The organism is Arenimonas donghaensis DSM 18148 = HO3-R19 (assembly GCF_000743535.1).
Classification (GTDB): domain Bacteria; phylum Pseudomonadota; class Gammaproteobacteria; order Xanthomonadales; family Xanthomonadaceae; genus Arenimonas; species Arenimonas donghaensis.
This window is the reverse complement of the sequence record NZ_AVCJ01000001.1, coordinates 510,757-530,111: the sequence shown is the minus strand read 5'-3', so window position 1 is coordinate 530,111 and position 19,355 is coordinate 510,757. Positions and strand designations below refer to the sequence as shown.

The 19,355-nt window shown below is 68.7% G+C and carries 23 protein-coding genes; 5 read left to right on the top strand and 18 right to left on the bottom strand.

Annotated features, from left to right (window positions below; translation table 11 throughout):
- Positions 1-76 precede the first annotated feature (76 nt).
- From N788_RS02525 to asnS, 18 genes are all read right to left on the bottom strand, one after another.
- Positions 77-1,297 carry a DUF4785 domain-containing protein gene (locus tag N788_RS02525; RefSeq protein ID WP_051924264.1) on the bottom strand — a complete coding sequence of 407 codons (1,221 nt, stop codon included), beginning with the start codon at positions 1,295-1,297 and terminating at the stop codon, positions 77-79.
- A 3-nt stretch (positions 1,298-1,300) separates the two neighbouring features.
- Positions 1,301-2,155: a hypothetical protein gene (locus tag N788_RS02520; RefSeq protein ID WP_051924263.1), complete on the bottom strand. Its 855-nt coding sequence runs from the start codon at positions 2,153-2,155 to the stop codon at positions 1,301-1,303.
- A 225-nt stretch (positions 2,156-2,380) separates the two neighbouring features.
- Positions 2,381-3,061, bottom strand: a complete 681-nt coding sequence (locus tag N788_RS02515; protein WP_034220501.1) for a DUF2461 domain-containing protein — start codon at positions 3,059-3,061, stop codon at positions 2,381-2,383.
- Complete coding sequence (sbcB, locus tag N788_RS02510) at positions 3,058-4,491, bottom strand: exodeoxyribonuclease I (RefSeq protein WP_034220499.1); 1,434 nt, start codon at positions 4,489-4,491, stop codon at positions 3,058-3,060. Before sbcB ends, N788_RS02515 begins: the two co-directional genes overlap by 4 nt.
- Positions 4,488-5,849 carry an FAD-dependent oxidoreductase gene (locus N788_RS02505; protein ID WP_034220497.1) on the bottom strand — a complete coding sequence of 454 codons (1,362 nt, stop codon included), beginning with the start codon at positions 5,847-5,849 and terminating at the stop codon, positions 4,488-4,490. Before N788_RS02505 ends, sbcB begins: the two co-directional genes overlap by 4 nt.
- Positions 5,846-7,129: a kynureninase gene (kynU, locus tag N788_RS02500; RefSeq protein ID WP_034220495.1), complete on the bottom strand. Its 1,284-nt coding sequence runs from the start codon at positions 7,127-7,129 to the stop codon at positions 5,846-5,848. The genes N788_RS02505 and kynU overlap by 4 nt, the downstream gene beginning before the upstream one ends.
- Positions 7,126-8,133: an amidohydrolase family protein gene (locus N788_RS02495; RefSeq protein ID WP_034220493.1), complete on the bottom strand. Its 1,008-nt coding sequence runs from the start codon at positions 8,131-8,133 to the stop codon at positions 7,126-7,128. The genes kynU and N788_RS02495 overlap by 4 nt, the downstream gene beginning before the upstream one ends.
- 54 nt (positions 8,134-8,187) lie before the next feature.
- Positions 8,188-9,147: a sodium-dependent bicarbonate transport family permease gene (locus N788_RS02490; RefSeq protein ID WP_034220491.1), complete on the bottom strand. Its 960-nt coding sequence runs from the start codon at positions 9,145-9,147 to the stop codon at positions 8,188-8,190.
- Positions 9,148-9,150: 3 nt separating this feature from the next.
- Complete coding sequence (locus N788_RS02485; protein WP_034220490.1) at positions 9,151-9,675, bottom strand: 3-hydroxyanthranilate 3,4-dioxygenase; 525 nt, start codon at positions 9,673-9,675, stop codon at positions 9,151-9,153.
- Positions 9,672-10,106, bottom strand: a complete 435-nt coding sequence (locus tag N788_RS02480) for a RidA family protein (protein ID WP_034220488.1) — start codon at positions 10,104-10,106, stop codon at positions 9,672-9,674. Before N788_RS02480 ends, N788_RS02485 begins: the two co-directional genes overlap by 4 nt.
- Positions 10,103-10,765: a carbonate dehydratase gene (can, locus tag N788_RS02475; protein WP_034220486.1), complete on the bottom strand. Its 663-nt coding sequence runs from the start codon at positions 10,763-10,765 to the stop codon at positions 10,103-10,105. Before can ends, N788_RS02480 begins: the two co-directional genes overlap by 4 nt.
- Positions 10,766-10,769: 4 nt before the next feature.
- The gene (locus N788_RS02470; protein ID WP_034220485.1) at positions 10,770-12,215 is read right to left on the bottom strand and encodes an aldehyde dehydrogenase; all 1,446 of its coding nucleotides are present in this window, start codon (positions 12,213-12,215) and stop codon (positions 10,770-10,772) included.
- A 685-nt stretch (positions 12,216-12,900) separates the two neighbouring features.
- Positions 12,901-13,716, bottom strand: coding sequence for an endonuclease VIII (nei, locus tag N788_RS02465; protein WP_034220484.1), 816 nt, complete (start codon positions 13,714-13,716; stop codon positions 12,901-12,903).
- 42 nt (positions 13,717-13,758) lie between these two features.
- On the bottom strand, positions 13,759-14,043 hold the full coding sequence (locus N788_RS02460) for a PilZ domain-containing protein (RefSeq protein ID WP_034220483.1): 285 nt from the start codon (positions 14,041-14,043) through the stop codon (positions 13,759-13,761).
- Positions 14,044-14,053: 10 nt separating this feature from the next.
- Positions 14,054-14,842 carry an SDR family oxidoreductase gene (locus tag N788_RS02455; RefSeq protein WP_034220482.1) on the bottom strand — a complete coding sequence of 263 codons (789 nt, stop codon included), beginning with the start codon at positions 14,840-14,842 and terminating at the stop codon, positions 14,054-14,056.
- Positions 14,843-14,860: 18 nt separating this feature from the next.
- Positions 14,861-15,208: a hypothetical protein gene (locus N788_RS02450; RefSeq protein ID WP_034220481.1), complete on the bottom strand. Its 348-nt coding sequence runs from the start codon at positions 15,206-15,208 to the stop codon at positions 14,861-14,863.
- Between the two features lie 9 nt (positions 15,209-15,217).
- Positions 15,218-15,514 (bottom strand): hypothetical protein, encoded by a 297-nt coding sequence (locus N788_RS02445; protein WP_034220480.1) that lies wholly within the window; start codon positions 15,512-15,514, stop codon positions 15,218-15,220.
- A 3-nt stretch (positions 15,515-15,517) separates the two neighbouring features.
- Positions 15,518-16,918 carry an asparagine--tRNA ligase gene (asnS, locus tag N788_RS02440; protein WP_034220479.1) on the bottom strand — a complete coding sequence of 467 codons (1,401 nt, stop codon included), beginning with the start codon at positions 16,916-16,918 and terminating at the stop codon, positions 15,518-15,520.
- A gap of 123 nt (positions 16,919-17,041) precedes the next feature.
- On the opposite strand from asnS, the gene N788_RS02435 reads away from it, so the two are divergent.
- The 5 genes from N788_RS02435 to N788_RS02415 all read left to right on the top strand — a co-directional run bounded on the left by N788_RS02435 (position 17,042) and on the right by N788_RS02415 (position 19,271).
- Positions 17,042-17,383, top strand: coding sequence for a HesB/IscA family protein (locus N788_RS02435; protein ID WP_034220478.1), 342 nt, complete (start codon positions 17,042-17,044; stop codon positions 17,381-17,383).
- A gap of 163 nt (positions 17,384-17,546) precedes the next feature.
- A complete protein-coding gene (rpsF, locus tag N788_RS02430) occupies positions 17,547-17,966 on the top strand; it encodes a 30S ribosomal protein S6 (protein ID WP_034220477.1) in 420 nt (139 codons plus the stop codon).
- 14 nt (positions 17,967-17,980) lie between these two features.
- Positions 17,981-18,211, top strand: coding sequence for a 30S ribosomal protein S18 (gene rpsR / locus N788_RS02425; protein ID WP_034220475.1), 231 nt, complete (start codon positions 17,981-17,983; stop codon positions 18,209-18,211).
- A 61-nt stretch (positions 18,212-18,272) separates the two neighbouring features.
- The gene (rplI, locus tag N788_RS02420) at positions 18,273-18,722 is read left to right on the top strand and encodes a 50S ribosomal protein L9 (RefSeq protein WP_034220474.1); all 450 of its coding nucleotides are present in this window, start codon (positions 18,273-18,275) and stop codon (positions 18,720-18,722) included.
- Positions 18,723-18,839: 117 nt separating this feature from the next.
- Positions 18,840-19,271 (top strand): hypothetical protein, encoded by a 432-nt coding sequence (locus N788_RS02415; protein ID WP_152560337.1) that lies wholly within the window; start codon positions 18,840-18,842, stop codon positions 19,269-19,271.
- The last annotated feature ends 84 nt before the right edge of the window (positions 19,272-19,355 follow it).

The window sequence follows — 19,355 nt, the reverse complement described above, 5'->3', positions numbered from 1 at the left end:
GCGAGGCATCGAAAAAGAAAGGCCGGGCCCGAAGGCCCGGCCGTTGCATCATCGCTGTTTTCGCGCCGGTCCGGAACTAGCGTTCGCGGCGGGTGTCGCCGCGCGAACCCGGCCGGCGGGCCGCCTCGCGCAGGGCCAGTTCACGGGTCTCGAGCGTGCCCATGCGGGTCTGGTCCTTGAGCTCGAGGAAACGCAGCTCGAACGGCGCGCCGTAGCCCATCGGCACGTTGCCCGGCCCGAAGGCCAGGTCGAGCTTGCGCTCGCCCGCTTCGAGCCAGTTCGCCGAATGCGCCTGCGCCACCGGCCGGGATTCACCGGACGCGCTGGTGGCGTAGAGCACGCCGCGCACCTCGTAGCGGCCCGGGGCCGCCACCTGCACCGGCAGGCTGAACTTCACCGCGCCCGGGTCGAAGCCGTAGTCGCCACCCAGCCGGGCGGTCGGCCGGCTGACTTCGATGGCGGTGCGGGCGTCGCGCTGCACCGGTCCGTCCTTGCTGGTCGCGCCGGCGAACAGCTGGACTTCCCAGAGACCGGGCGCCGGATCGGCGTCCAGGGGCAGTTGGCCGGTGGCCTTGCCATCGGCGAACTGCAGCGGCCAGGTCTGGCCCGAGGGCGAAACCAGCTGGGCCTGCATGACGCCGCCGGCCAGGGCCGACGTGCCCTTTTGCAGGCTTGCCGCGACCTCGATGTTTTCACCCGCCAGCAGCCGGCTGCGGCCGGCCTGGGCCTCGAGCACGAGGTCGCTGTTGGGCTCGAACACATGCACCAGGTAGCGGCCCGATGCCTTGGTCAGCTGGAGCTGGAAGCGGCCCTGGCCGATGGCGTCGTCGAGCTGCACGATCAGCGAGCCCTCGGGCACGTCCATGCCGGCCGACTTGAGCTCGCCGGCGCCGGCCAGGCGCTTGAACGCCGAGGGCGCCAGCGGCTGGCCGCCGCGCAGCAGCCGCAGCTCGCCCGGGTCCACCGCGCCGGACTTGGCGTGGTCGCGCGGGCTGATGCGCACCAGTGCACCGGGAGCCGTGGTGGTGAGCGCGAAGCCGGACTTGAGTTCGCCGGCGTCGACCGCCGACCAGTACTCGCGGCTTTGCGCCAGGTAGGGCGCGTCGGCGGCCAATGCCGCCGCCGGGTCCATGGCCCAGGCCACGGCCACCGGCTGGCGCTCGAACTGGCCTTCGGGCAGCGGGGAAGCCACCAGTCGGGTGGGTGATTGGTCGGCGGCGCCGGGCGGCAGCAAGGTGCCGGCCTGGGCCGAGGAGAAGGCGAGGGTGACCAGGCAGGCGATGAGGGTCTTGTTCATGGCTCAGGCCCCCATGTCCGAACGAAGGATGGTGTCGAGGCCGAAGCAGGCCCGGCGACTCTGGTTGTGCGACAGCGGCTCGCGGCCGCGCATGCGCGCCTTGTCCTGGAACCACACGCTGCCGGCGGCGGACTGGCTGGAACACTCCAGGAAGCCGTCCGAGCACGAGCTCAGCCAGTTCTGCGTGGTTTCCAGGCCGACGTTCTCGACGTAGCCACCGCAATAGCTGTCCGGATCCCAGATCGCCGAGTCGACGTCGGTGCCGACCACGCTGCGGAAGGTCTTGGGCAGGGCCGGGCGACCGCTGGTGCCGTAGAGCCAGCTGCCGTTGTAGCTGGCCATCCAGCTGGTCTGCTGCATGCGCACCGCGTCGTTCTGGTAACCCAGCAACCAGCCCAGGGCGCCTTCGAAGACGTTGCCGTTGATGACGGCATTGGCCAGCGGCGTGCCGGCCGAGGACGGCGCCAGCGCATTGACGCGCACGGTCTTGGCGATGATGTTCGGGTAGCGGCTGTCCCAGGTCGGGTTCGAAAGGATCCAGCGCATGACGTTGCCGCCGTTGCTGTGGGTGATGACGATCAGCCGGGTGATGCCCTTGTTGTTGATGAAGGTCGTCAGCTGGCCGGCCAGGCAACCGGCGGCCGCGTTGTCCCACATGTACTTGGTGAAATCGCAATTGATGACGACGTAGTTGGCCGAGTTCGGCAGGCCCCCTCGCACGTTGTTGACGAAGCCGGACGTCCAGTAGTCCGCGGTGGCGTTGGTCTGCTTGCCGGTGCCATGCACGAAGGCGACGCCGGTGTTTGCACTGCACACGCTCGAAAGAGCCGCCAAGGCGGCGAAGATTAAATAGCGCACGATCCCTCCCCAGGAATGTCATGCGAAACGCGGGTTTCCCGTCCTTGCGTCGCCACGTCCGGTAGTAACCGGTGCTCCCCTGCGCCGGCGTATGGAAGCCCACCCTACGGCTAAATCCGTGACGGTCAACACATTTCGATGCTGCAGTGCGGCAGCGTATGGCCGTTCAGGGCCCGGGGTGTACAGCGTGGCTTACCCCGTATGGAGATCGGTCGGGTATCGCTGTCAGAACTCGAGCTCGAGCGCCGCGCACAGGTAATCGACCAGGGGCGCGACGCCCTTGAAGCCCGAGGCCACGGCCTGGCGCAGGCGCGGCCCCACCACGATTTCGTCGTCGAGGGCGTAACCGGCGGTGAAGTCCTTGCGCTTGAGGTCCTCGATCAGCGGGTGCTCGGCCGGGAAGCCGCGCGGCGGGCGCACCAGAGTGTCGCCCCAGAATTCATAGCGGCGCCGGAAGGCCGGGGTCTTCACCGATTGCCAGCCGGCCGGGTTGTCGACCAGGAACTCGCGGATGCGCCGCTGCACGTCCGGTTCGGGATGCCAGATGCCGCCGCCGAGGAAACTGTTGCCGGGCTGCACGTGCAGGTAGAACGATGGCGCCGGGACCTGCTTGCTGCGGGCATGGAAGAAGCGCGCGCCGCCCCAGGTCTTGTAGGGCGTCTTGTCGTTGGAGAAGCGGGTGTCGCGATGGATGCGGAACAGGGAGCCGCCATTGCCGCGAGGGTCGGCCCGGTAGTGCGGGCTGATCGCCAGCAGGTCGGGCTCGAGGTCGGCGATCAGGCGCTGGAACGGGCCCTTGAGCTGGGCCTCGTAGTCCTTGCGGTGTTCCTCGAACCAGGGCCGGTTGTTGTTGCGTGCCAGCGCGCGCAGGAACTTGAAGGTCTTGTCGCTGAAATAGGTGCTCATGCCAGGGATCGTTGCAGGTCGCGGCCCCAGGTCTCCAGGGCATCCAGCCAGGCCTGCTGCGGGCCCGGGCCATGTTCGCCGCGCAGTTTGCCAATGGCGGCGTAATACGAAGTGAAGTCGTACTCGCTGAGCTGCTCGCTGCCCAGGCGGGCACGGCGGTAATCGTCCCAGCGACCGCGTTCGGCGTCGTCGAGGCTGTCGGGCCAGTTCCGGGCGCGATACCGGAACAGCAGTTCCCGATAGCGCGGGTCGGTGAACTGGTCGGCCAGCGCGGCCAGGCCCGCCGGCGGTGTGCTGCGCACGCGCGGGAACAGGCGTTTGTCCGCCTCGGCCGGGAACCCGTCGTACAGGGCCGCGTCGGCATCGGCCGGCTCGCGCGCGGCTTCCACAGCGAAGGCGCGGCGCACGCGCTCGCCCAGGCCGGCGGTCGCACGCAGCGCGTCGGCATGCGCCAGGCCGGCGGCCCGGTCGATACCCAGGCGTTCGAAATCGGCATCGCGCAGGTGGGCCAGCGGCAGCAGCACCGGGCACTTGTTGGTGTGGACTTCCTTGAGCGGAATGCGCTGCTCGCCTTCGGGCAGGTCGGCGCTGCGCACGAACAAACGTTCGGCGATGTCCTCGGGTGACATCGCCAGCCAGCGTGCCGGGTCCTCGTCGAGGCTGGCGACGATCACCCGTGATTCGATGCGCGGGTGGCGGGCGAGGGGCACCACCAGGGCGGCGCAGTGCCGGCTGGCCGGGTAGCGCGAGGAAATGTGCACCAGCGGCGTCATGTTCGCCACGTCCAGCAGGGCGCCGACCTGGCGCTTGTTGCGCAGGGAGAAGGCGTAGTCCCAAAGCCGCGGCTGCGCGGCCTTGAACTTGCGGGCCAGTCCGATCAGCGCGCGCACGTCGCTCAGGGCCTCGTGGGCGTCGCCCTCGCGCACGCCGTTGGCTTCGGCCAGGTGCTCGAGCTTGAAGCTTGGCGCGCCATCATCGCGCTGCGGCCAGGCCAGTCCCTCGGGGCGCAGGGCCTCGGCCAGGCGCAGGACGTCGAGCAGGTCCCAGCGTGAGTTGCCGTTGCGCCACTCACGTTCGTAGGGATCGTGGAAGTTGCGGTATAGGCCGAACCTTACGAATTCATCGTCGAAGCGAATCGAGTTGTAGCCCACGGCGCAGGTGCCGGGCTGGGCGAACTCCTCGTGCAGACGGGCCATGAATTCAGCTTCGCGCAGGCCGTGTGCAAGCGCGTGCTGCGGCGTGATGCCGGTGATCATGCTTGCCTCCGGGGAAGGCAGCAGGTCGTTGGCGGGCTGGCAAAAAAGGCTGATCGGTTCGCCGACGGGATTGAGCTGCGCGTCGGTGCGCTGGGCGGCGAACTGGGCGATTCGGGTACGCCGCGGGTCGCGCCCGAAGGTTTCCAGGTCGTACCAGAGGAAGCTGGCGGTCATGCCTGCCGCGGCAAGGGCGCCAGTCGCGCCTCGACGGCGGCATCGGCGGCGGCCAGGTCCACCTGCTCCAGGCGATCCAGCCCACGCGTGGCCTCGACCAGGAGGGCACGTTGGACCTTGCCGCGCTCGAACGCCGTCGCGTAGGGCACGCGCCCGAAGCTGACCATGGAGTAGCGCGGCACGAAGCGGTCCGGGTGGCGTTCGGCCAGCAAGACCTCGAGCTGGCGCTGCAGCAGGTAGTCGGCGTCGTCAACGCGGTCGCGCATCTCGACGTAGTTCTCCAGCGCCATGGCCTGGATGGCTTCGGCATTGGGCCGGCGCTCGGCTTCGAAGGCGGCGAAAGCGGCTCCGAAGTCGGCGGCGCTGGCCAGGTGCCGGTCCAGCGCCACGCAATCCTCGAAGGCGCAGTTCATGCCCTGGCCGTGGAACGGCACCATGGCATGGGCCGCGTCGCCCAGCAGCAGCGCGCGGTCGTCGAGCCGCCAGTTGCTCAGGCGCAGCGTGCCCAGGCCACCGACCGGGTTGTTGGTCCAGTCGGCGTCGAAATCCGGCACCAGCGGCAGGGCGTCGGCGAAGTCGCGTTCGAACAACGCGCGGGCACTGGCCAGGTCGGGCAGGGTGGCGAAGCTGGGATCGCCCTCGTTGGGCAGGAACAGCGTCACCGTGAAGGTTTTTTCGGTGTTGGGCAGGGCGATGCACATGTAGCCGCCGCGCGGCCAGATGTGCAGGGCGTTGGGTTCGATGCGGAAGCCGCCATCGGCCGCGGGCGGGATTTCCAGTTCCTTGTAGCCGTGGCCCAGGGGCTCGAAGCGCTCGCCCAGGTCTACCAGCGGCGCCATCGCCGCGCGCAGGCCCGAGCCGGCGCCGTCGCAGCCGAGCAGCACGCTGAAATCGTGGCTGCGCCGGACCCGGTCGTGGTCGTCGACGAAGTCGGCGCGTCGGCTTTCGAAATCGACCCCGTCCAGGCGCTGGTTGAAGTGCAGTCGCGCACCGGCGGCTTCGGCGGCGTCGAGCATGGCGATGTTGAGCCGGCCCCGATGCACCGACCAGATCACCTCGCTGTCGTCGCGGCCGTAGCGTTGCAGCATCGTTTCGCCGCCCAGCGGATGCACCATGCGGCCGCGCATCATCACGGCCTGGGCCATCACCGCATCCTGCAGCCCGGCTTGGCGCAGCGCGTCCAGGCCACGTTCGGCCAGCGCCAGGTTGATGGAACGGCCACCTTCGTAACCGCGCCGTCGCGGGTCGGGGCGCTTTTCGAACACGTCCACCGACCAGCCGCGTCGCGCCAGCAGCGTGGCCAGCAGCGCGCCGGCCAGGCCGGCGCCTGCGATCGTGATGGGCGCCTGCGGCTTCACGCGACGCCACCCGCCGGTGCGGCCCAGGCCTCGACCGCGGCGATGAAACGGCTGATGTCGCTGTAACGGTTGTACAGGGGCACCGGCGAGATCCGGATCACGTCGGGCTCGCGCCAGTCGCCGACGATGCCCTGGGCCATCAGGAATTCGAACAGGGCGCGGCCCTGGTCGCGTCCGCCGCGCACCCGCAGGGAGAGTTGGCAGCCGCGGCGCGCCGGCTCGGCCGGGGTGACGATCTTGAGCACGTTCGGCAGCCGTGCCAGCACCTGGCCTTCGAGATACGCGGTGAGCAGCTGCGATTTCGCGCGAAGCGCCGGCAGGCCGGCGCTGGCGAAGAGATCGAGCGAGACCCGCAGCGGCGCCAGCGCCAGGATCGGCGGATTGCTCAACTGCCAGCCGTCGGCACCGGGCGTGGGGTTGAACTCCGGGCCCATCTTGAAGCGCGAGTCCTGGTCGTGACCCCACCAGCCGGCGAAACGTGGGCGGTCGGTGCGGGCGTGGCGCTCATGCACGAAGGCGCCGGAGACCGCGCCGGGGCCGGAATTAAGGTATTTGTAGCTGCACCAGGCGGCGAAGTCGGCGCCGCTGTCGTGCAGCGCCAGCGGCAGGTTGCCGGCGGCATGGGCCAGGTCGAAGCCGACCACGCAGCCCTTGGCATGGGCAAGCCGGGTGATTTCCTTGAGGTCGAAGGCCTGGCCGGTGCGGTATTGCACGCCCGGCCACATCACCAGGGCGACCCGGTGGCCGTGTTCGTCCAGGGCACGTTCGATGGCGGCCATCGAGATCGTGCCGTTGGCTTCGTCGGGCTGCACCTCGATCAGGTCGGTCGCCGGATCGAAGCCATGGAAGCGAACCTGCGAAGCCATCGCGTACTGGTCGGAGGGAAACGCACCCGCCTCCATCAGGATCGCCGGGCGTCCGGCCGTCGGCCGGTAGAAGCTGACCATCAGCAGGTGCAGGTTGGCGGTGAGCGAGTTCATCGCCACCACTTCCGAGGGCAGGGCGCCGGCGATGTGCGCCAGGCCCTCGCGCACTTCGTTGTGGTACGGCATCCAGGGGTGCTTGCCGTGGAAGTGCGCCTCCACGCCCAGCGCCGCCCAGTCGTCGAGCTCCTGCAGCAGGGCATCGCGCACGCCACGGGGCTGCAGCCCCAGCGAATTGCCGCAGAAATAGGCCTGCTCGCCGTCGCCGTGGCGGGGAATCAGGAATTGCTCGCGGTAGGTGGCCAGTGGATCGCGGGCGTCGAGGTCCGCGGCGGCAAGCGTGTGCAGCTCGCTCATGCGAACCTCGAAAGCGGCAGGCCCAGCCATTCGAGCGCGGTGCCATGGTAGAGCCGGGCCTGTTCGGCGTCGTCCAGGCCCAGCGCGGCGATGCCGGCGCCCGGTTCCTGTTCGCCCAGCGGGAAGGGGTAGTCGGTGCCCAGCATCACCCGCGGCACGCCGACGGTGTCGAGCAGGTAGCGCAGGGCGCGGTCGTCGGCGACCCAGGAATCGAAATAGAGCTTGGGCAGATAGCTGCGCGGGTTGTGCGGGTTGTCGGTGGCGACCAGGTCGGGGCGCATGTTGAAGCCGTGTTCGATGCGGCCGATGGTGTAGGGGAAACTGCCGCCGCCGTGGGCCAGGCAGATCTTCAGGCGCGGGAAACGTTCGAGCACGCCGCCGAAGATCAGCGCGCAGGCGGCGCGGCTCTGTTCGGCCGGCATGCCGACCAGCCAGGGCATCCAGTACTTGGGCATGGACTCGGTGCCCATCATGTCCCAGGGGTGCACCAGGATCGCGGCGCCCAGGTCCTGGGCCGCTTCGAAGAAAGGCTGCAGCTCCGGTGCGTCGAGGTTCCACTCGTTGATGTGCGAACCGATCTGCACGCCCTGCAGGTTGAGCTGGTCCATGCAGCGTTCCAGCTCCTGCACCGCCAGCCGCGGCGACTGCAGCGGCACCGTGCCGATGCCGGCGCAGTGGCGGCGATGGTCGCGGCAGGCCTCGGCCATGTGGTCGTTCAGGGCCTGGTGCAGTTCCAGCGCGTGCTGGGCCTTGGCCCAGTAGCTGAACATCACCGGCACGGTGCTCAGCACCTGCACCTGCACCCCGAATCGTTCGTAGTCGGTGATGCGTTCGGCCGGGTCCCAGGTCTTGGACCAGATTTCCCGGAAGAACTTGCCGTCCTTGTAGATGCGCGCGCGGCCGTCCTCGTGGTGGATCACCGGGAAGCGGATGTCGCCGTACTTCTCGGCCAGGTTGGGCCAGGTCCGGGGCAGGTAATGGGCGTGGCTATCGATTTTCAGCATGGTCACGATTCTAGCCGCTTTGGCCCCCGGGCCGGCCCGGCATCCACGGCCGGCTTACGACGCCAGCCACATGGAAAAGGCGGCGTACAGGGGAATACCCACCGCCAGGTTGAACGGGAACGTGAGGCCCAGCGCCGCGGTGATGCAGCGGCCGGCGTCGGCCTCCGGCAGCGAGGCGCGCACCGAGGCCGGCGCCGCGATGTAGGACGCGCTGGCGAGCATGGCCCCGAACACGGTCGCGCCGTCCGGACCCAGCCCCACGGCGTGTCCCAGGGCCACGCCGGCCAGGCCGTGCAACACCGGCAGCGCGGTCGCATACACCAGAAGGCGCCCGAAGCCGCTGCCCAGGCGGCGCAGCTGTCCCGCGGCCACCAGGCCCATGTCGAGCATGAACAGCATCAGCATGCCCTGGAACAGCTGCACGTACATGGCGTCCACTGCCTGCACGCCGGCCTTGCCGGCGATGGCGCCGATGGCCAGTCCGCCGAGCAGCAGCATCGCCGTGCGTCCGGTGAGGACTTCGCGCACCTGGTGCCAGTTGGGGCGCCCGCCGCCACGTGCCAGGCCGATGCCGACCAGGATGGCCGGGATCTCCAGGGCCACCACCAGCGCGACCAGCACCTCGACCGGCTGGCCGCCGGTGCGTTCAACGAACTGCTGGGCGGCGATGAAGGTGACCGCCGACACCGACCCGTAGTGGGCCGCGATCGCACCCGCCTGCAGCGGTGAGTCCCGCAGCCAGGCGCGGGCCAGGAAATACGCGGACGTGGCCGTGGCCAGCCCGGCCAGGATGGTCACGCCCAGCAGCAGCCAGAGGTTGTCCGGCGGTTCCTGCCGCAGCGCGACGCCGCCCTTGAGACCGATCGCCAGCAGCAGGAAGATCGACAGGTAGGCCTGGATGGCCGGCGGGATGTCCAGGTCGCTGCGCAGGGTGCGTGCGATCAGGCCCAGGCCAAACGCCAGCACCACCGGCGACAGCAGGTTGGCGGTGAAAAGATCCAGGTCGAAGGGCATGGCTCAGGTCGCGTCGTACTTGGCCGGCGCCGGGTTGAGGTGCCCGCAGTCGGCGCACGTGCGGCGTGCGACCGAGGCATAGAAGCGGTCGAAGACCGCCTGGAACTGGGTTTCGATGTTTTCCAGCTCGAAGTACTCGGAGAACAGCGGGTGGTTGCACTTCTCGCAGTACCACAGCAGCCCGTCCTTCTCGCCCGGGCGGCGCTTGCGTTCGATCACCAGCCCGACGCTGCCGGCCATGCGCTGCGGTGAATGCGGCACCTTCGGCGGCAGGTAGAACATCTCGCCGGCCTTGATCGGGATGTCGCGCACCTGGCCATCCTCCTGGATCCTGAGCACCATCTCGCCCTCGAGCTGGTGGAAGAACTCCGGGCCTTCCTCGACGTGGTAGTCGGTGCGCTGGTTCGGGCCGCCGACGATCATGACGATGAAATCGCCGTCGACGATGCATTTGTTGCCGACCGGGGGCTTGAGCAGGTGCCGGTGCTCGTCCACCCATTGCTGGAGGTTGAAGGCGTCGGGGATCATCGGTGCGACTCCGGATAGGCCGCCACGCACTTGAGCTCGATCGCGATCGGCGTGGGCAGGGCGCTGATGCCCAGCGTGGTGCGGCAGGGCGCCTTGTTGATGTCCGGGAAATACTCGGCCCACACGCCGTTGTAGGCCTGGAAATCCCGGCTCATGTCCGTGAGATAGACGGTGACGTCCACCAGCCATTCCCAGCGGCAGTGGCTGGCCTCGAGCACCGCGCGCACGTTGGCGAACACCGAGTGCGCCTGGGTGACGATGTCGTAGTCCTTCAGGCGGCCATCGGCGTCGTAGCGGTTGCCCGGGATGGCGTTGCTGCCCGGCGTGCGCGGGCCGATGCCCGACAGGAACAGCAACTGGCCGACCCGGCGTGCGTGGGGGTAGGCGCCAACGGGGTTGGGTGCGGATTCGGTGCGGATGATGTCGCTCATGCTTCGTCCTGCAGGCGGCCACGGATGTGTTTCATCGCCAGCTCATAGGCTTCGGGCAGTTCTTCGAGGCTGTCCACGCCCATGCCGAGCTCCCGCACGCGGCCGTCGAGCAGCGAATACACCCAGCCGTGCACGCTCAGCGTCTGGCCACGCGCCCAGGCATCCTGGACGATGGTGGTCTCGCAGACATTGGCCACCTGCTCGACGACGTTGAGTTCGCACAGCCGTGCGTGGCGCAGCGACTCGAGGTCGACCTCGGCCAGCAGCGCGGCATGCTTGCGGGACACGTCGGCGACGTGGCGCAGCCAGTTGTCGGCCAGGCCGACCCGGGTGCCGGTGAGCGCGGCATGCACACCGCCACAGCCGTAGTGGCCGACGACCAGGATGTGTTCGACCTTGAGCACGTCCACGGCGAACTGGATGGTGCTCAGGCAGTTGAGGTCGGTGTGCACGACCAGGTTGGCGATATTTCGATGCACGAACACTTCGCCCGGCATCAGCCCGGTGATCTGGTTGGCCGGCACGCGCGAATCCGAACAGCCGATCCACAGGTATTTCGGTGCCTGCAGCCCGGAGAGACGCTTGAAGAACTGCGGGTCTTCGGCCCGCACGTTGTCGGCCCACTCCTTGTTCTTGTCGAGTAGTTCCTTCAGGGGCATGGGTTCATTCCAGATCGATGGTGACGTTCTTGGCTTCGGTGAAAAAGCGCATGGCCTCCCAGCCGCCTTCGCGGCCGACGCCGGACTGCTTGACGCCGCCGAAGGGCGTGCGCAGGTCGCGGTTCATCCAGGTGTTCACCCACACCACGCCGGCCTCGATGGCGGCGGCAAGCCGGTGGGCGCGGCCCAGGTTGCCGGTCCAGACGCTGGCGGCCAGGCCGTAGGGGGCGGCATTGGCCAGGGCCAGGGCTTCCTCGTCGGAATCAAAAGCCTGCAGGGTGACCACGGGGCCGAAGATTTCCTCGGTATTGGTACGGCAGGCCGGCCCCAGGCCTTCGATGACGGTCGGGGCGATGAACCAGCCGTCCTGGCAGCGCCCGGCCGGTTTCACGGCTTCGCCGCCGCACAGCACCCGGCCGCCTTCGGACCGGGCCAGTTCGATGCAGGCCATGACCTTGTCGAAGTGCGCCTGCGACACGACCGGCCCCAGCTGCGTGTCCGTTTCCATCGGATCGCCGACGACCATCGCCCGGGCACGAGCCACCAGCTCGTCGCGGAACTGGTCGTAATAGCCGCGCTCGACCAGGATGCGCGAGCCGCACAGGCAGATCTGCCCGGAATTGAGGAAGGCCGAACGCTGCACGGTGTCGAGCAGCTTCTGGCGCGGCGCGTCCGCGAACACCAGGGTCGGGTTCTTGCCGCCCAGTTCCAGCGAGGTTTTTTTCAGCGAAGCGGCGCAGGCCGTGGCGATGGCCGTGCCGACCGCCGTGCTGCCGGTGAAGCTGACCGCCTTGACGTCCTTGTGGTCCACCAGTGCCTGGCCCACGACGGCGCCGCGCCCCTGGACGATGTTGAACACGCCGGCCGGGAACCCGATCTCGCGCGCCAGCTCGCCCAGCATCCAGGCGGTGACCGGCGTCACCTCGGAGGGCTTGCCGACCACGCAGTTGCCGGCGGCCAGGGCCGGGGCAAACTTCCAGGTGAACAGATACAGCGGCAGGTTCCACGGGCTGATGCAGGCGACGACGCCGAGCGGCTGGCGCAGCGTGTAGTTCACGACACCCGGGCCGGCATGCGATTCGCTGGCGAACTGGGTCGCGGCCGCAGCGAAAAAGCGCAGGTTGCTCGCGGCGCGCGGGATGTCGAGGCTGCGGGCCAGGGCCAAGGGCTTGCCGACGTCGCGGGACTCGGCCGCGGCGAAGTCATCCAGACGGGCTTCGAGCGCATCGGCGAGCCGGTTGAGCCAGGCGGCGCGCTCGGCGGCGGGCAGGGCGGACCAGGCGGGAAAAGCCTTGCGGGCAGCAGCGACGGCGGCGTCGACGTCGTCGGCGGTGCCGTCCGGACAGCGGGCATACGCGGTAGCGGTGGCCGGCTCGAAGACCTCCAGCCAGCCGCCACCGGAGGCGGACCGGGCGTCACCGCCGATCAGGTGGCTCAGTCTCAGGCTCATGCCCGCAAGCTTACCCGCCCATGCCTCCGTACGGACAGGTCGGGACGCCAATCCATCCCGCAGGGCGCGACGTCCTGTGGGAGGGACTTCAGTCCCGAGCTCTGGTCTTGCCCTATGGGCAAGCAGGGCGGCCCTTGGGGCATTCGTCGGAGGCGCCGCCGCGCACGCTACGTCCTCGCCGCCCGGCCGGGACCAAGCGTCATCCATGACCAGCTCACGGCCGGGTCGCTCCCGCGCATCCATGCGCTCCGCGACACTTGGGCATCCTGCCCGGCGCCGTTACGGACATCCTGTCCTCCACTTCGTCGAGGACATAGCGTGCACGACGACGCTCCCACTTCATCACGGGCCGCAGATTGCAAGCCCGACGCTTCGCGTCGAAGTGCCTGGCGCGCGCCAGTGATCGGGGGCCGGTAGCTGCTTCCGGCGTCAGTTTCCCGCTGCTTTCCTGACGGCCACTGCGTCTTTTCGAGGAGGTAGCGTGCGGTCGCCCTGGCCGACCTTCGGAGACAAGGACGTCGACGAAGAGCCTACAGGGAGGTACTTGCGGCGTGTCGGCCAGGGCGACTGCACGCTGCCTCCACCCGCGAACGTCCTGAGCGGCAACGCCCTGCTTGTTGAAGGACAAGACCAGAGCTCGGGACTGAAGTCCCTCCCACAGGGAGTCCCCGCCACGGGGGAGGGCTCAACACTGGCAGTGGCGGCACCAATAGAGGCGGCGGCTGCCGAGTTCCTGGCGGACGACGACGTCGCCGCAGCGCGGGCAGGGTTCGCCTTCGCGGTCGAAGACCTGGAAGCGGAAGCCGGCGGGCGTGTCGGTCAGGTAGTCGCTCTTCATGCCCGAGGCGGCTTCGATGCCGCGGGTCCGGTAGCTTGCCCGGGGGACGTCGAGCAGGGCCTTTGCCAGGCGCTTGCGCTCGGCGGCCGACAGTTCCGAGGGTCGGCGTTCGGGTGCGATGCCGGCGGTGAACAGCACTTCCGAGCGCAGGTAATTGCCCATGCCGGCCAGGAAGGCCTGGTCGAGCAGCAGCGCCACCAGCGAACGGCCGGCGAAGCGCGGATCCTGCAGCCGCTTCGCGACCGTCGCTGCCTTCAGCGCGGCGTCGAGCACGTCCGGTCCCAGCTTGGCCAGGAAGGGATGGCGCGGCAGTTCAGCCGTTTTCCACATGGCCACGTCCGAGGCCGAGTACAGCAGTATCGCGCGCTCGTCTGTTTCCAGCGCCACCCGCAGCGAGCGGGCGCCTTCGTCGGGCCGCTGCCCGGCGTCGGCGATTTTCCAGACGCCGTAGAGCTGGTTGTGCGAATACAGGCTCAGGCCGTGGTCGAAGTGCGTCAGCAGCGCTTTGCCGTGGGGCTCGATCGCCGTGATCGTGCGACCCACCAGCGTCTTCTGGTGGCGCTTGAGCTCGGGGAAATGGAACCAGGCGGCGGCCAGCGGCCGGCCGACCACGGCTTCGGCGAGGCGGTCGGCGGCGCGGCGGATCTCGGGACCTTCGGGCATGCGTGCAGCTTGCTGCGTGGCGTGTGCAGGCGGCGTCGCGGCCTAGCCGCGCACCGGCGGGATCTGCTGCGGATCGTGGTACTCGAAGCCCAGCAGGCCGTCGTGCACCCGCGCCACGCGGGCACCGACCAGCACGGCTGGCCCGGGTTCATCGAAGAACACCAGCTGCACCAGCTCGGCTACCTGCAGTTCGCAGCCTTCGGGCCGGAACAAGCCACAGCCGCCCTCGGACAGGTCCACGACCTCGCCCAGCCAGGCTTCCTCGCCGCGCACCACCATCACCCTGGCCGCGTAGGGAACGCGCTGTGCGAACCGGTGGTCGTTCATCGGGCCCGGCTCACAGTGACCGGGTCCGGCCGCCGTCGACCGGCAGGTTGATGCCGTTGACGTAGCCCGCCGGCGGTGAGGCCAGGAAGGCGATGGCGGCGGCTACTTCGGCCGGCTCGGCGAAACGTCCGGCCGGGACCGTCGCCAGCATGCCCTTGGCGATGTCGTCCTCTGACTTGCCGGTGGCGCGGGCGCGCTCGGCCAGGATCTGGTCCAGGCGCTGGGTGCGCGTGTAGCCCGGCAGGACATTGTTGACGGTGATGCCCAACGGCCCGAGTTCGCTGGCCAGGGTCTTGGCCCAGCTGGCGACCGCGCCGCGGATGGTGTTGGAAACGCCGAGGTTGGCGATCGGTTCCTTCACCGAGGTCGAGATGACGTTGATGATGCGGCCCCAGCCGGCGGCCTTCATGCCCGGCAATACCGCCTGCACCAGGGTCTGCCCGGCGACCAGGTGCTGGCGGAAGACGTCCACGTAGGCCTGGGGGTCGGCGGCGTGGGCCGGGCCGCCGGGCGGGCCGGCGGTGTTGTTGAGCAGGATGTGCACGGCGCGCTTTTCGCACAGGACGCGAACCTGCGCGCCCAGGTCGTCGGCGTCGGTCGCGTCGGCGGCGATGAAACCGTGGCGCTGCGACTCGTGCACGCGGGGCAGGGCCGCCGCGACTTCCGACAGCCGGCCCGGGCGGCGGGCCAGCACCGTCACGTCGGCGCCGCGTTCAGCCAGCGCGGTGGCGGCCGCCAGGCCGATACCTTCCGAGCCTCCACATACCAGGGCGTGTCGCCCGGCCAGGTCCTTGTGCATCGGTGCTCCTCGTCGCTATTACCAATCCTGTCCCGACAGCGGGGTCTTCATCGGCTGCATCATGCGTTCGCGCAGCTCGTCGTCGTTCTCGGCCCGCGGCGGTTCGATTTCTTCCAGGTCCAGGCCCCAGGCCTCGGCATCCTCATCGTCCAAGCCGTCGAAGGCGCGGTATTCGGCGTCCATCAGGGAGGACCGGGCGATGTCTTCGTTTTCGTAAACGTTGATCCGGCCGTCGCAGTCGAAGACTTCGGCCACGCCGCTCTCAAGCACGCGCAGCCGGCACCAGACCAGCATGCGGGGCAGGACGGCCAGCCACCATTGGTCGTTGTCCCGGGAGGTGTCGTCGCTTGAAGTGTCGTCGCTCATGGGTTTCCTTTATTGCAGTGCGATCAGGACGATCACGCCGATGCCGCCGACCAGGGCCAGCCAGCCGCTGCCGGCGGCGATGCCGCCGAAGAAGTTCAGCGACGGATCGCCGAGCACGCGGTGCCGCCAGCGCATCAGCCACCAGCTGTAGCCCCAGTTGCCGTCGGCGGTGCCGGGTTCGAAGGCGTGGTCCTTGTCCAGGTGCTGGCGGTAGGCGAGCACCCGGAACCCGATATGCGCCGGTGCCGCGGAGCCCGCCAGGCCCAGCATCAGGAACAGCAACAGGGAGCCGGCGCCGGTCTGCATGGGTCAGAACGTCGCCAGGCCGGGCGCGCGCGGGTAGGGGATGGCGTCGCGGATGTTGGCCAGGCCGCAGGTATAGACCACCAGGCGCTCGAAGCCCAGGCCGAAGCCGGCGTGCGGCACGCTGCCGTAGCGGCGGAAGTCGCGGTACCAGCCATAGTGCTCGGCATCCAGGCCGAACTGCGCCATGCGCTTGTCCAGCACGTCCAGGCGCTCCTCGCGCTGGCTGCCGCCGATGATCTCGCCGATGCCGGGCGCCAGCACGTCCATCGCCGCGCAGGTCTTGCCGTCGTCGTTGAGCCGCATGTAGAAGGCCTTGATCTGCTCGGGGTAGTTCATCACCACCACCGGCCGGCCGACGTGCACCTCGGTGAGCCAGCGCTCGTGTTCGGTCTGCAGGTCCAGGCCCCATTCGACCGGGTAGTCGAACTTGTGGCCGGAGTCCTTCAGCAGGCGCACGGCTTCGGTGTAGTCGATGCGCTCGAAGGGCGAGTCGATGAAGTTCTCGAGCCGGGTGACGGCGTCCTTCTGCACGCGCTCGGCGATGAAGGCCATGTCGTCGGCACGTTCGGCCAGCACCGCCTCGAACAGGTACTTGAGGAAGGCTTCGGCCAGGTCGGCGTTGGCGGCCAGGTCGGCGAAGGCGATCTCCGGCTCGATCATCCAGAACTCGGCCAGGTGCCGGGTGGTGTGGCTGTTCTCGGCGCGGAAGGTCGGCCCGAAGGTGTAGACCTTGCTCAGCGCCAGGCAGTAGGCCTCGACGTTGAGCTGGCCGGACACGGTGAGAAAGGTTTCCTTGCCGAAGAAGTCCTTGCTGAAATCGACCTCGCCCTTGTTGTCGCGGGGCAGGTTGGCCATGTCCAGGGTGGAGACCCGGAACATCTGGCCGGCGCCCTCGGCGTCGGAGGTGGTGATGATGGGCGTGCTGATCCAGTAGAAGCCCTGTTCGTGGAAGAACCGGTGCACGGCCTGGGCCAGGCAGTGGCGGATGCGGGTGACCGCGCCGAACAGGTTGGTGCGCGGGCGCAGGTGGGCGACCTCGCGCAGGAATTCCAGCGAATGCGCCTTGGGCTGGATCGGGTAGGTTTCCGGGTCCTCGACCCAGCCCAGCACCTCGATCGCGCTGGCCTGGATCTCGAAACCCTGGCCCTGGCCCTGGGACGGCACCAGGGTGCCGGTGGCGACCACCGAACAGCCGGCGCTCAGGCGCCGCACTTCGTCTTCATAGTTGCCCAGGCTCGCCGGGGCGACCACCTGGATCGGGGCGAAACACGAGCCGTCGCTGACGTTGACGAAGCTCAGCCCGGCCTTGGAGTCGCGCCGGGTGCGTACCCAGCCGCGGACCGTGACTTCTTCGCCGGGGGCGACCACGCCACCGAGCGCCTGCTGGACGCTGACCACTGCCATGCCTTGATTCCCTGCCCGGACGGGCCCATCTGGTTAAGTGCGCAAGGATACCCGCAGGCGCGTCCCGGCGCAGCGCCGGTATACTGTGCGCTGCCTCGCCCCCGACTAATCACGGACCCCGCCATGGCCATCACGCTCACCCCCGCCGCCGCCGCCCGCATCCGCAAGTACCTGGCTGAAACGCCGGGCACGCTGGGCCTGCGTTTCGGCGTCCGCAAGTCCGGCTGCACCGGCTTTGCCTACGTGGTCGACATGGCCACGGCCGCGGGTCCGGACGACACCGTCTTCGAGACCGACGGGGTGAAGGTGTTCGTGGACGCCCACAGCCTGCCCCAGGTGGACGGCACCGAAATCGACTTCGTCAGCCAGGGCCTGAACCAGCAGTTCGTGTTCAGGAACCCGAACATCGAGGACGAATGCGGCTGCGGCGAGTCCTTCAGCACCAAGGCCGATCGCGCCGCCTAGCCGCCCCGGGGCCCGCAAGTGCCTGAACTTGCGCGGGAAACCCCATTGCCGGCATAATACGCGGCTCCCCATCCCGGGGAGACCTTGCTCCACGGCGGATGCCATGCATCCCGGCCGGGGGCTGCCAGGCCGAATCCTCGGCCGCATCCACAAGGAAACAGCAATGCGCCATTACGAAGTCGTCTTCATGGTCCATCCGGACCAGAGCGAGCAGGTGCCGGCCATGATCGAGCGCTACAAGTCGCTGATCGAGGGCGGTGAAGGCAAGATCCACCGTCTCGAAGACTGGGGTCGCCGCCAGCTCGCCTACGCCATCGACAACCTGGTCAAGGCCCACTACGTGCTCATGAACATCGAGTGCGGCCAGAAGGAGCTGACCGAGCTGGTCGACGGCTTCCGCTTCAACGACGCGGTCCTCCGCCACATGATCATCGCCCGCGACGAGGCGGTGACCGAGCAGTCCCTGATCATGAAGAGCAAGGACGAGAAGACCGAGCGCCGCCCGCGCCGCGAGGACGATGAGTCCGGCGACCGCAACGACGGCGACAACGACAACCGCAATTCCAACGCCGACGCGGCCTGAGCCAGGAGACCGACATGAGCAAGTTCTTCCGCCGCCGCAAGTTCTGCAAGTTCACCGCCGAGGGTGTCAAGGAGATCGACTACAAGGATCTCAACACCCTGCGCCAGTACCTGACCGAAAACGGCAAGATCGTGCCGAGCCGCATCACCGGCACCAAGGCCAAGTACCAGCGCCAGCTGCAGACCGCGATCAAGCGCGCCCGCGAGCTGGCCCTGATCCCGTACACCGACAACCACCAGAACTGATCCTGACGGACAGCCACAGTTGCGGGGCCACCGGCCCCGCTAACGTTACGGAGTTAAAAAAATGGAACTGATCCTCCTGCAGAAGGTCGTCAACCTCGGCGGCCTGGGCGACAAGGTGAAGGTCAAGCCGGGCTACGGCCGCAACTACCTGATCCCCTACGGCAAGGCCGTGCCGGCGACCGCCGACAACGTGGCCGCGTTCGAAGCCAAGCGCGCCGAGTACGAAGCCAAGGCCAACGCCCAGCTGGCCGACGCCGAAGCCCGCAAGGCCAAGCTCGAGGGCGCGTCGGTGACCATCGCCGCCAACGCCTCGACCGAAGGCAAGCTGTTCGGTTCGATCGGCCCGCGCGACATCGCCGAAGCCTTCACCAAGGCCGGTTTCGCGCTGGAGAAGAACGAAGTCGTGCTGGGCGAAGGCCCGCTGCGCCGCACCGGCGAGTTCGACATCGAAGTGCGCCTGCACGCCGACGCCCAGACCACCGTCAAGGTGATCGTCGAAGCCGAAGCCTGATCCGCGAGCCATGCGGACCGCCGAAGGCCGCCCCCCGGGGCGGCCTTCGTCTTTTTGGCCCCCCGGCGTGCCGTGGTGCGTTATTCCTGGATGCCCCCCCGGCACAAGGAGAACCCCATGAAACCCAGCCTCCGACTAATGATGGCAACGATCGTGGCCATGGCCCTCGTCGCGGTGGCGGCGTCCGCATCGGCCAGCGAGACCCGCAAGCCGGCGACGGCGACCGCGGCCAGCCAGGGCGTCGAACCGGACGAAATTGACGCCAAGCAGCGCAGCCAGGCACCGGCGGCACGGCCGGCGCGGGTTGCGGCCCCGGCGCGCAAGCCACCCGTTGGCACGGTGCCGACGCCCGGCCGGTTCGCGCCGGCCGTGGATCCGGACGGCAATCCCCAGGCCTACGAGACCGCGGACTGCAGCAGCGAAACCAAGACCATCACCTGTTGCACCAATACCGGCGAAGGCGGCAGCTGCAACCTGTTCCTGCTGCTGTGCGAAGAGGCCGGCGGCACCGGCAAGGGCGACGCCGGCGACGCGATCTGCGTCGAATAGGCGCACGCCACGGAGACCCGGACAGGGGGCGTTTCGGCGCCCCCTTTGCATTTCCTGCGCCAATCTCACGATATGAGAGCCCGG